The organism is Kitasatospora sp. NPDC001119, assembly GCF_053598475.1.
In genome coordinates this window covers 173229-184724 of the sequence record NZ_JBSFKI010000014.1, presented here as the reverse complement: position 1 = coordinate 184724, position 11496 = coordinate 173229, and the positions used below count along the sequence as shown (strand labels likewise).

At 73.8% G+C, this 11496-nt stretch carries 8 protein-coding genes; 2 read left to right on the top strand and 6 right to left on the bottom strand.

Annotated elements, in window-relative coordinates; all coding sequences use genetic code 11:
* Window positions 1-8: 8 nt before the first annotated feature.
* Both ACWDD9_RS19535 and ACWDD9_RS19530 read right to left on the bottom strand, forming a co-directional pair.
* Window positions 9-551 carry an alkyl hydroperoxide reductase gene (locus tag ACWDD9_RS19535; RefSeq protein ID WP_049659817.1) on the bottom strand — a complete coding sequence of 181 codons (543 nt, stop codon included), beginning with the start codon at window positions 549-551 and terminating at the stop codon, window positions 9-11.
* A 3-nt stretch (window positions 552-554) separates the two neighbouring features.
* The gene (locus ACWDD9_RS19530) at window positions 555-1106 is read right to left on the bottom strand and encodes a peroxiredoxin (protein ID WP_074001325.1); all 552 of its coding nucleotides are present in this window, start codon (window positions 1104-1106) and stop codon (window positions 555-557) included.
* Window positions 1107-1297: 191 nt separating this feature from the next.
* Here ACWDD9_RS19530 and ACWDD9_RS19525 point away from each other — a divergent pair, with 191 nt between their 5' ends.
* A complete protein-coding gene (locus ACWDD9_RS19525; protein WP_082346232.1) occupies window positions 1298-2248 on the top strand; it encodes a LysR substrate-binding domain-containing protein in 951 nt (316 codons plus the stop codon).
* 13 nt (window positions 2249-2261) lie between these two features.
* On the opposite strand, the gene ACWDD9_RS19520 is transcribed toward ACWDD9_RS19525, so the two are convergent.
* A complete protein-coding gene (locus tag ACWDD9_RS19520) occupies window positions 2262-2921 on the bottom strand; it encodes a TetR/AcrR family transcriptional regulator (RefSeq protein ID WP_449812146.1) in 660 nt (219 codons plus the stop codon).
* Window positions 2922-3045: 124 nt separating this feature from the next.
* On the opposite strand from ACWDD9_RS19520, the gene ACWDD9_RS19515 reads away from it, so the two are divergent.
* On the top strand, window positions 3046-5229 hold the full coding sequence (locus ACWDD9_RS19515) for an MMPL family transporter (RefSeq protein WP_449812145.1): 2184 nt from the start codon (window positions 3046-3048) through the stop codon (window positions 5227-5229).
* Between the two features lie 52 nt (window positions 5230-5281).
* Here ACWDD9_RS19515 and ACWDD9_RS19510 read toward each other — a convergent pair whose 3' ends face one another.
* From ACWDD9_RS19510 to ACWDD9_RS19500, 3 genes are all read right to left on the bottom strand, one after another.
* Window positions 5282-7192: a SpoIIE family protein phosphatase gene (locus ACWDD9_RS19510; protein WP_449812144.1), complete on the bottom strand. Its 1911-nt coding sequence runs from the start codon at window positions 7190-7192 to the stop codon at window positions 5282-5284.
* An 83-nt stretch (window positions 7193-7275) separates the two neighbouring features.
* The gene (locus ACWDD9_RS19505; protein ID WP_380737674.1) at window positions 7276-7947 is read right to left on the bottom strand and encodes a class I SAM-dependent methyltransferase; all 672 of its coding nucleotides are present in this window, start codon (window positions 7945-7947) and stop codon (window positions 7276-7278) included.
* Window positions 7948-8520: 573 nt separating this feature from the next.
* Window positions 8521-11475 carry an AfsR/SARP family transcriptional regulator gene (locus ACWDD9_RS19500; RefSeq protein ID WP_380737659.1) on the bottom strand — a complete coding sequence of 985 codons (2955 nt, stop codon included), beginning with the start codon at window positions 11473-11475 and terminating at the stop codon, window positions 8521-8523.
* Window positions 11476-11496 lie beyond the last annotated feature (21 nt).

Below are 11496 nucleotides of genomic sequence, written 5' to 3'. Positions count from 1 at the left end.
GGGGTGCGTCAGGCGGTGACGTCCGCCAGGGCGGCCTCGGAGTCGAGGACGCCGGCCACGGCCTGGAGGACGGCGGCGATCTTCATCGAGGCCTGGACGACCTCGCGCTCGACGCCGGCCTTGCGCAGCACGGCCTCGTGCGAGTCGAGGCACTGGCCGCAGCCGTTGATGGCCGAGACCGCGAAGCACCAGAGCTCGAAGTCGACCTTCTCGACGCCCGGGGTGCCGATGATGTTCATCCGCAGACCGGCCCGCATCGTGCTGTACTCCTTGTCGGAGAGCAGGTGCAGCGTCCGGTAGTAGACGTTGTTCATCCCCATGATCGCGGCCGCGCCCTTGGCGGCGGTGTACGCCTCCGGGGAGAGGTTGGCCTTGGCCTCGGGCTCCAGCTCGCGCAGCAGGCCGGGGCTGCGGGTGGCCATCGCGCAGGACAGCACGGTGCCCCAGAGCTGCTGGGCGGGGAGGTCGGAGTTGCCGATGACCGAACCCAGGTTGAGCTTGAGGTCCTTGGCGTAGTCCGGGAGGGCGGCCTTCAGGTCGTCGAGAGCCATGGGTCAGCCCGCCAGCAGGGCCTGGGCGTCGAGGGTGTCCTCGCCCTTGTTCCAGTTGCACGGGCACAGCTCGTCGGTCTGCAGGGCGTCCAGCACCCGCAGGACCTCCTTGGGGTTACGGCCGACGGAGCCGGCGGTGACCATGACGAACTGGATCTCGTTGTTCGGGTCGACGATGAAGACGGCGCGCTGGGCGGTGCCGTCCTCGCCCTCGACGCCGCAGGCGCGCATCAGCTCGTGCTTGATGTCGGCCAGCATCGGGAAGGGCAGGTCGCGCAGGTCCTTGTGGTCCTTGCGCCAGGCGTGGTGCACGAACTCGGAGTCGCCGGAGACGCCGAGGATCTGGGCGTCGCGGTCGGCGAACTCGTCGTTCAGCTTGCCGAACGCGGCGATCTCGGTCGGGCAGACGAAGGTGAAGTCCATCGGCCAGAAGAAGACGACCTTCCACTTGCCCTCGTAGGACTTGTGGTCGATGTCGGCGAAGGCGCTCGCGGCATCCAGGTCGACACAGGCCTTGAGGTCGAACTCGGGGAACTTGTCACCGATCGTGAGCACGTTCGCTTCTCCTGAAGTGAGATGAGGGGAGCTTTGTCCGGAATCCGGACACCGCTCACAGTTCCACATCGTGGACTGATCAGGGAAATAGCTACACTGGATGTGTCTGATCGGAGATTGTTATCAGTAACGAATCCCCCACGTCGCGGCCGGGTTCCCGCAGGAACGGCGGCACGAAGGCCGACCCGACTGTGGCGAGCGCCACAGTCCGCAGCCCTCGCACCCCGACCGTCGCCCAGCTGCGGGCCTTCGTCGCGGTGGCCGAGCACCGGCACTTCCGGGAGGCCGCCGCCGCCACCGGGACCAGCCAGCCCGCGCTGTCCGGGGCGGTCGCGGCGCTGGAGGAGTCGCTGGGCGCACAACTGGTCGAGCGTACGACGCGCAAGGTGATTGTCACCCCATTGGGGGAGCGCGTGCACCAGCACGCCCGCCGGGTGCTCGCCTCGCTGCAGGCCCTCACCGAGGAGGTCGAGGCCGCCCGCCGCCCGTTCACCGGGCCGCTGCACCTAGGCGTCATCCCGACCGTCGCGCCCTACCTGCTGCCCACCGTGCTGCGGCTGGTCCGCGACCGCTTCCCGGACCTGGAGCCGCACGTCCACGAGGAGCGCACCCCCTCGCTGCTGGAGGGCCTGGCCGCTGGCCGGCTGGACGTCCTGCTGCTCGCGCTGCCGGCCGGCGGGACCTCGCCGACCAGGGACATCCCGCTGTTCGACGAGGACTTCGTCCTGCTCACGCCGCCCACCCACCCGCTCGCCGGGAGGATCGACGTGCCGCGCGACGTGCTGCTCGACCTGGAGGTCCTGCTGCTGGAGGAGGGCCACTGCCTGCGCGACCAGGCGCTCGACATCTGCCGCGAGGTCGGCGCCGACCCGGCGGGCTCGACCACCCGCGCGGCCGGCCTGTCCACCCTGGTCCAGCTGGTCGCCGGCGGCCTCGGGGTGACCCTGCTGCCCGCCACCGCACTGGACGTCGAGGCCGGGCGCACCGACCGGCTGGCCGCCGTCCGCTTCGCCGCCCCGGCGCCCGGCCGCCGGATCGGGCTGGCCGTCCGGCCGGGCTCGGCCCGCAGCGCCGAGTACGAGCGCTTCGCGGCCGCGCTGCGCGAGGTGCTGGTCGAGCTGCCGGTCCGGATCGTGTCCTAGGGCCAGCCCCGGCTCAGAGCCCGTCCCGGTCCCCGTGCCAGCCCGGCTCGGGGTGGGCGGCCGGGGTGCCCAGGCAGAGTCCGACCGTCGTGGCGACCAGCAGCTCCAGCGCCTCCAGGGTGTCCGGGTCGGGCCGGTCGCCGGGGTTGCGCAGGGTCAGGTGGCGGGCCGTCAGGCCGTCGAAGCCGCCGAGGAAGTGGACGGCGATCCGGCGGGCGGGCAGTGCCAGGGTCAGGCCGTGGGCGGCCGCGAGGGCGTCGAGCATCTCGACGGCGGTGCCCTCGATGTCGTGCTGCATCTCCAGCATGATCTCCCGCATGTCCGGGTCGCGCAGCGCCAGCGCCCCGAACTCGCTCAGCAGCACGCAGTGCCCGTGCTCGCCGGTGGCGGCCTCCCAGAGCGCCTGCACCAGGGTGCGGACCTGCTCGCCGAACGCGCCGTCGCCCGGGGAGGCGGCGCGCACCTCGCCGACGAAGTCGGAGGTCAGCCGCTCGACGATCGCCCGGTAGAGGTCCTTCTTGGTGCCGAAGGTGTAGTGCACCGTCGCCTGCGCCACGCCCAGCTCGGCCGCGATCGCGCGGGTGCTGCCGGCCGCGATCCCCTCCCTGGTCATCAGGTCGATGGCGGCCTGGACCAGTTGCGGTCGGCGTTCGGAGGCGGGGACGTGTGCCATCCCGCCAGGGTAGCGCCATGGTCGGGCAACTGCGTCGCACGATCTTGTCGGTCAACTTTGTCACCCGACAAAGTTCGGTCTACGGTGGGACGCGACCTGCCCTGACCGACCCGAGGGACCGCCGATGGCCACGTACCTGTACCGACTGGGCCGCTTCTGCTTCCGGCGACGGCGGGCCGTCGTCGTCGTCTGGATCGCCCTGCTCATCGCCGTCGGTGGGGCCGCGGGCGCCTTCGCCGGCAAGACCACCGACGAGTTCAAGGTCCCGGGCACCGAGGCGCAGGCCACCCTGGACCGGATCAAGGACACCTTCCCGGCGCAGGGCCACGGCTCCGCGCAGGTCGTCTTCGCCGCCGGCGCCCCCGGCGGCATCGGGACGCCCGAGGCGGGCCGGGCGGTCGGCGAGGCCGTCGCCCGGATGGCCCAGGTGCCGGGCGTGGCCGCGGTGCCCGACCCGTACGCCACCGGCGCGCTCTCGCCGGACGGGAAGGTCGCGATCGCCCTGGTCTCCTTCGACCACAAGCTCGCCGACGTCACCGACGGGCAGCGCGAGGCCGTGAAGGCCGCCGCCGAGCCGGCCCGCGCGGCCGGGCTCGAAGTGGCCTTCGGCGGCGACGCCTACAACACCATGGCCCAGATCGAGGGCGCCAGCGAGGCGATCGGCCTGGTGGTGGCCGGGGTGGTCCTGGTGGTCACCCTCGGCACGCTGGTCGCCGCCGGGCTGCCGCTGCTGACCGCGCTGGTCGGCGTCGGCGTGACGATGGCCGGCCTGCTGGCGCTCACCGGCTCCTTCGAGATCATCACCACCGCGCCGGTGCTGGCCCTGATGGTCGGCCTCGCGGTCGGCATCGACTACGCGCTGTTCATCCTCTTCCGGTACCGCCGCCACCTGGACGAGGGCCTGGCGCCGGAGGAGGCCGCCGCCCGGGCCACCGCGACCGCCGGCAGCGCCGTCGTCTTCGCCGGTCTGACCGTGGTCGTCGCGCTCGCCGGGCTCTCCGTCGCGGGCGTCCCCTTCCTCACCGTGATGGGCCTGGCCGCCTCCGCGGCCGTCGTGGTGGCCGTCCTGGTCGCGATCACGCTGCTGCCCGCCGTGCTGGGCTTCACCGGCCGCGCCATCGACCGGCTGCCGGTCTGGAAGCGGGCCCTGACCACCAACAGCCGCACCACCCTGGGAGAGCGCTGGGGCCGCTTCGTGGTCCGCCGCCCGCTGCCCGTCCTGCTGGTCGGGCTGGCCGGACTGGGCGCCCTGGCGGTGCCCGCCGCGAGCCTGAACCTCGGCCTGCCGAGCGGCGGTTCGCAGGCCGCCGGGACGGACGCGCGCAAGGCGTACGACCTGGTGGGCGAGGGCTTCGGGCCGGGCTTCAACGCGCCGCTGGTGGTCGTGGTGGACGCCCACGGCGCGCCGCGGCCCGAGCAGGCGGTGCAGGGCGTGGCCGCGAAGCTCCAGACCCTCGACGGCGTGGCGACGCTGCTGCCGCCGACCGTCGACCAGGCGAGCGGCACCGCGCTGGTGACCGTCATCCCGCGGACCGGCCCGGACCACGAGGACACCAAGGCGCTGGTCAACGAGATCCGCGGCCAGAAGGCGGAGCTCAGGGCGGCGACCGGCGCGGACATCGCCGTCACCGGCACCACCGCCGCCAACATCGACGTCTCCACCAAGCTCGGCCAGGCGCTGCCGCCGTTTCTCGCGGTGATCGTCGGGATCGCGCTGGTGCTGCTGGCGCTGGCGTTCCGCTCGGTGCTCGTCCCGCTCAAGGCGGTGGCCGGCTTCCTGCTCAGCATCACCGCCTCGCTCGGCGCGGTGGTCGCGGTCTACCAGTGGGGCTGGCTGGACGGGCTGATCGACGTGCCCAAGGTCGGGCCGGTGGTGAGCTTCGTGCCGATCCTGCTGATCGGCGTGCTGTTCGGACTGGCGATGGACTACGAGCTGTTCCTGGTCTCCGGGATGAAGGAGCAGCACGTCCACGGGGCGGCGCCGCGCGAGGCGGTCGTCGGCGGGGTGAAGAACGGGGCCCGGGTGGTCACGGCGGCCGCGCTGATCATGGTGGCGGTGTTCGGCTCGTTCGTCTTCGGCCACGACCCGATCGTCCAGCCGATCGGCTTCGCCCTCGCGGTGGGCGTGCTGGTGGACGCCTTCGTGGTGCGGATGGCGCTGGTGCCGGCCGCGATGGCGCTGTTCGGCCGGGCCGCCTGGTGGTTCCCGAAGCGGCTGGAGAAGGTCGTGCCGAAGGTCGACATGGAGGGCGAGCAGCTGATCGCCGAGCTGGAGAAGGGGCCGGCGCGGGAGCCCGCCCGGGTCTGAGACCCGGGGGCAGGTCCGGGCGTCCGGCGGGACCCGTTCCCGCCGGGCGCCGTCAGGTCTGGACGGGCAGCCGCTGCTCGAACCAGACCACCTTGCCGGTGCCCAGCCTGGTCGCGCCCCAGCGGTCCGCGCACCGGGCGACTATCTGCAGCCCGCGCCCGCGTTCGTCCTCCGGCCCGGTGCGGCGCGGGCGCGGCAGCAGCGGGCTGTCGTCGCCGACCTCGCAGCGCAGCCGGGTGGTGCGCACCAGGCTCAGGGTGACCGGCCGGGTCGCGTGCTGGACGGCGTTGGTCACCAGCTCGCTGACCATCAGCTCGGTCGCCTCACTGAGCCCGTCCAGCCCCCAGCGGCGCAGCGTGTGCGCGGCCAGCCGGCGGGCCCGGCCCGGCGTCTCGTTGCGCGGCTGGAGGTACCAGTGCGCGACGTCCCCGGCCGGGATGCCGTCGAAGCAGGCGCCGAGCAGCGCGATGTCGTCGCCCCGGTCGCCGGGCGGCAGGATCCGCAGCGCCTCCTGGCACAGCTGCTCGGGGGACTGCCAGCGGGCGGCGGCGATCCGGGCGCGCAGCACCTCCAGGCCGTCGCTGATCGGGCGGGTGCGGGTCTCCACCAGGCCGTCGGTGAACAGCAGCAGCGCCGAGCCGGGCGGCGCGGGCAGTTCGACGGAGTTGAAGTCCACCCCGCCGACGCCGATCGGCGCCCCGGAGTCCAGCTCGACCAGCTCGGCGGTGCCGTCCGGGCGGACCAGCACCGGCGGGACGTGCCCGGCGTTGGCCATCACCACCCGGTTGGCGATCGGGTCGTACACCGCGTAGACGCAGGTGGCCAGGTGCTGTTCGCGGCCGAGCCGCTGGGCCTGCTCGTCCAGGTGGTAGAGCACCTCGTGCGGCGGCAGGTCGAGGGCGGCCAGGGTCTGGGCGCTGGTGCGCAGCTGGCCCATGATGGCGGCCGAGGTGAGCGAGTGGCCCATCACGTCGCCGACGATCAGGGCGACCCGGTTGCCGGGCAGCGGGACGGCGTCGTACCAGTCCCCGCCGACCTGCGCGCCGCGCTCACCGGGCAGGTAGCGCTGGGCGATCCGGACGCCGTGCGACTGCGGCAGGCGCAGCGGCAGCATGCTGCGCTGGAGCTCGTTGGCGATCTCCCACTCGCGGGCGTAGCGCAGCGCGGTGTCCACGGCCAGCCCGGCCTGGGTGGCGAGGTGCGCCGCGGTCGCGGTGTCCGCGGCGTCGAAGACCGGGCGGCCGGTGCGTTCGGGAGGGCGGCGGATCAGTATCAGCAGCCCGAGCACGGCCTTGCGGCCGCGCAGCGGCAGGGCGAGGACGGAGGTGCCGGCGGCCAGCCGGGCCACCCCGCGGGTGCCGTACAGCTCGCGCAGCAGCGTCTCGGCGCGCTCGGCGGAGGGGGTGCCGAGGACGGCGGGGTCGGCGGGGCGGCGGCTCAGCAGGGCGTGGGCGAGCGCCCCGCCGCGGGTCACCGGGGTGGCCGGGCCGCCGTCGGCGGTCGAGCGGGCGCCGTAGCGGGAGCGGCGCCGGTCGTCCATGCCGCTCGGGCGGCCGCGGCGGCCGATCCGGGTGCCGGTGCTGTGGTGTATCCGCAGCTCCTCCGGGAACCCGGGTTCGCGTTCGACGTTGGGCAGCGGGTCGCGCAGGTGGATGACGGCGGCGTCGGCGAGCGTCGGGACCAGCACCCGGCCGATGTTGCGCAGCGTCGCGGCGAGGTCGAGGGCGCTGTTGATCCGCCGGGTCGCCGAGTCGAGGTACGCCAGGCGGTCCGCCATCTCGGTGCGCTCCGGTCGTGCGCCCGTCCGTCGCGCGGCGGCCGGGGCCACTGCCAGGGCCGGGACCGGGGCCGCCGTCAGGCCCGGGGCCGGCGGTGTCGGGCCCGCTGTCGCGGCCGGGACCTGGCGGCGCTGGCCCGGGACGGCGGGCGGCTGCTCCGCCTCGGTCTTGAGCTGGTCGCGCACGGCTGCCTGTCCTGGATTCGGTGTGGTCGGTGAGCTGTTCTGTTGCGTCGGCCACGGGTGCGGCCGGTCCTGTCCCGGTTCGATCAGCCGACGCGTCGACAGCACAGGAACAGCTGTTCCTCCGGCGGCAGCGAGGTACTGGCCGGTGCGTACGGATGCCCCGAGCACTCCTCGACGGCGAAGCCGGCCGAGACCAGAACCCGCTCCAGATCCTCCCTCAGATACCCACTGATCCGCAGCTCTCTGCCAAGGAACGGAAGCGGAACGTGATCCAGGTCCGCCTCGACCATACCGAGCGCCAGCAGTCCGGCCGGCCGCAGGAGTTCGCGCAGCTGCCCCAGCACGGTCGGGATCTCGTCCTGCGGCAGCAGGATCAGCGAGAAGAACGCGGTGATCGCGGCGAAGCGGCCCCGGCCCTCCGACCCCAGGTCGGGGGCGTTCCAGACCCGGTCCGCCCGCTCGGTGGCCAGATCGTACAGGTCGATCCGATGGAACACTGGCGCAAACCCGCCCGGGAAGACGGTCCGCCGGGCCAGCGTCAGCATCCCGTCGGAGAGGTCCGCGCCGGTCACCCGCAGACCGGCCGCGGCCAGCTGGCGGACGGTCGGGTCACCGGTGCCGCAGCCGACGTCCAGCACCCGGGCGCCCGGTTCGAGCTCAGCGACCAGCCGACGGCCGCAGGCCAGCTGGCCGTCCTTGGCCGGGAAGGCCTCGCCGTACCCGGCGCCGATGGTGTCGAAGGCGACCGCCTGCAGCGCCCGGGCCGCCCGCCGCCGCCGTACCTCGGGCTCGTCGTCGCCGGCGTCCTCGCCGACGGGGAACGGGTCGGATATCTGTCCGGTCGTCACGTTGCGAGGCACCCTTCCACCCGTGGCCTCCGGTGGCTCCTCCGCGGCCCCGGGGGCCGCTGCCGGTGGCGGTACGTCACGCTCTCCGCACCACACGGACGGACTGCACCCCGACGCGTTTCCGGCCGACACTCGTGTGCGTACTGGCATCTGAGAATATGCGTGATCACTGCGCCATGGGGTCCGTTTCCGGCCAACTCGCCGTGCTTGGGCCGTTGTGGCCCGGGTTGCGGAAGCACGAGGGTGCGGACGGGGTTGTGCGCGCGGCCCCGCACGCCGGACGATGCGCCCGGGGAAGGTCGATGACCTGCGGTTTTGTCCATCCGCGGGCTGACTATCGGACGTTTATCGAACGTCAATCGGCACGGTGCACAGTGGAGTCCAGCGCCGGGGAAGCGTTGAGGGCGCTCCCGCAGCCGGGGGGCTGCGGGGGCGCCGACGCGCGGAACGGGGGAGGTTGTCCGTGGGGGAGCGGAAGCCTTACGGCGCGGGGGGAGAGAAGGGCTCGGTGTGCTGCTGGGAGATGAGGTCCGCCACGGGGGAGGCCTCAGGCACACCGAGCCGTGTGAAGATCGCATGGGCCTCTTGGAGGCAGGCGAGTCCACGAGCCGGCTGGGCGAGCGCCAACAGGGCCTCGCCCAGTGCGGCGTTCGCCAGGCCCTGGCAGTAGGCGGAGTCCATCTCCTGCCCGAGCGCCAGTGACTCGCCGGCCGCCGAGGCCGCCTCGGCGTGCTGGTCGGCGACGAGCAGGGCAGAGGCCAGCCGGGCCAGGGTGAAGCCCTCCCAGAGGGGGTTCTGCTGCGACCGGTAGAGCCGGTGCGCCTCCCGCAGGTGCGGGACGGCCTCGCCGCCGGCGAGCACCACGCCCAGCTGGTAGAGGGTCTGGGCGAGCAGCGGGCCGCTGTTGGACTGCCGCGCGGCGGCGACGCCCTCGCCGGCCGACCGGATCGCCGTCTCGGTCATGCCGAGCCGGTGCTGCACCCGGGCCATGTTGCTGACGACCCGGGCCTCCAGGATCGGCGCGGCCACGGCCCGGCTGGTGGCACGGGCCTGTTCGAGGAACTGCAGGGCCTCGGCCGGCCGGTTGCCGAGGTTCAGGATCACGCCCAGCATGTTGGCGGTGGCCAGCAGCAGGAAGGTCGGCTCGTCCGGGGCCTGGTGCTCCAGGCTCCGGCGGAAGGACTGCTCGGACCCCTGGAAGTCGCTGGTGACGGACTGCAGGGTGCCGAGGGCGACGTGGACCCGGGCGAGCGCGGCGCGGTCGCCGCAGCGCTCCGCCTCGCCGCCGATGGTCTCCAGGATCTGCCGCCCCTGAGGGCCGTGGGTGGGGTCCGGGCCGAGACCGTACAACAGGATCATCAGGTCCATCGCCGCGTGCCGTGAGGCGCGGGGGCCGTCCGCCGCCGCGGCCGCGGCGCTGAGCAGCAGGGCGCCCTCGGTCCGGAGCCAGTCCTGGGCGGAGCCGCTGGTCGGCAGGCCGATCCCGGCCGAGACGGGGGTGGTGAGCAGCTCGGGCAGCGGGTCGTCCGGCTCGATGAGCTGGGTCGCGGTGCGGAGGGTCGGGATCAGCAGGTCGAGCAGCCGTCGGACGGCGCGCTCCTGCTCCTCGGTGTCGCCGATCCGCTCGTTCTGCCGCTGGGCGTAGAGCCGGAGCAGGTCGTGGTACCGGTAGCGGCCGGGCGTGAAGCACTCCAGCATGTTCGCCTCGACCAGCGCCTCGGCGAGGTCCTCGGCGGTGTACTCGTCCACCCCGAGCAGCGCGGCGGCGGACGCCAGCGGGATGTCGGGGGAGTCGATCAGGGCGAGCAGCCGAAAGGCGCGGGCCTCGGGCACGGACAGCTGTCCGTACCCGAGCCCGATGGTGGTCTCGACGGCGAGGTTGCCGAGCTGGAGCTCGTCCAGGCGACGGCGCTGGTCGGCTAACCGACTGGCCAGGTCGGAGACGCTCCACCGCGGCCGGCTGGCCAGCCGGGCGGCGGCGATGCGGACCGCCAGCGGCAGGAAGCCGCAGGCGGTGACGACCGCCATGGCCGCCTCCGGCTCGGCGGCGACCCGCTGCTCCCCGACGATGGCCGAGAACAGCGCCAGCGCCTCCTGCGGGGTCAGCTCCTCGACGTCGAACAGCTGGGCGCCAGGGATGCCGGCCAGCCGGGACCGGCTGGTGGCGAGCACCGCGCAGCCGGAGACCCCGGGGATGAGCGGTCGGATCTGGTCGGCGTCGCGCGCGTTGTCCAGCAGGATCAGCATCCGCCGGCTGGCGAGCAGCGAGCGGTAGAGGGCGGCGCGCTGCTCCAGCGAGTCGGGGCTCTCGGTGACGCCGAGCGCGTGCAGGAAGTCGCCCAGGACGCCCACCGGGTCGGCGGGCGAGGCACCGGCTCCGCGCAGGTCGACGTACAGCTGCCCGTCCGGGAACTCGGCGCGGACGCGGTGGGCGACGTGCACGGCGAGGGTGGTCTTGCCGACCCCGCCGATCCCGGCCAGCGAGGTCACCACCACGGCCTGGCCGGTGGCGTTCATCAGGACCGTCGAGAGGTCGCCCACCAGCTCGGTGCGACCGCTGAAGTCCGAGACGTCCGCCGGGAGTTGGGCCGGAGGCGCGGCCGGACCCTCCTCGCGGGCGGCCGGAGCGGACACCGCGGGAGGGGCCAGGTCGGGATCGGCGGCGAGGATGCGGGTGTGCATCGCGGACAGCCCCGCGCCGGGCTCGACCCCGAGTTCCTCGATCAGCAGCTTGCGGGTGTCGGTGTAGACGCCGAGCGCCTCGGCCTGGCGGCCGCAGCGGTACAGCGCCAGCATCAGCAGTTCGCGCAGCCGCTCGCGCAGCGGGTGCTCGGCCGTCAGGTTGTTGAGCTCGCCGACGATCTCGGCGTGCAGGCCGATGTCGAGCGCGGCGGCGCACAGTTCCTCCGCGGCGGCCACCTGGCGTTCGGCCAGCCGGAGCCGCTGGGCGTCGGCGTAGGGGCCCGGGATGCCGGTGAGCGGACGGCCGCTGAACAGGTCCAGCGCCCGCACCAGGAGACGGTGCGCCTCGCGCTTGTCGCCGGTGGTCCGGGCGGCCGCGGCCTCGCCGGCGAGCCGCTCGAAGACCGTCAGGTCGAGGGCCTCGCCCGGGATGCGCAGCGCGTAGCCGTCGGCGACCGAGACCAGCAGCTCGGCGGGCCGGCGCACCTCGCGCCGGGGCTCGATGACGGAGCGCAGGCGGGAGACGTACGTGCGCAGCGCCGCCACCGCCTGGGCCGGGGGCCGCTCGCCCCAGAGCGCGTTCACGAGGTCCTGGGTGGTGACCGGGCGTCCGGAGTGCAGCAGGAGCGTGGTCAGAACGGCTTGTTGCTGGGGGGATCCGAGGGACAGGGGTTTCCCGTCGAGCCAGGCCTGGACCGGACCGAGGACTTGGAAGCGCAGCGCAGGGTTCTGCGGCGTCTCCAGAAACTCCATGAAGTCCCCCGATGGCCTGTG

Bases quoted from the DNA above. Each gene is read 5' to 3' on its own strand.
- ACWDD9_RS19535 (WP_049659817.1), bottom strand. From the start codon at position 551: ATGGCTCTCGACGACCTGAAGGCCGCCCTCCCGGACTACGCCAAGGAC.
- ACWDD9_RS19520 (WP_449812146.1), bottom strand. From the start codon at position 2,921: ATGGCACACGTCCCCGCCTCCGAACGCCGACCGCAACTGGTCCAGGCC.
- ACWDD9_RS19515 (WP_449812145.1), top strand. From the start codon at position 3,046: ATGGCCACGTACCTGTACCGACTGGGCCGCTTCTGCTTCCGGCGACGG.
- ACWDD9_RS19500 (WP_380737659.1), bottom strand. From the start codon at position 11,475: ATGGAGTTTCTGGAGACGCCGCAGAACCCTGCGCTGCGCTTCCAAGTC.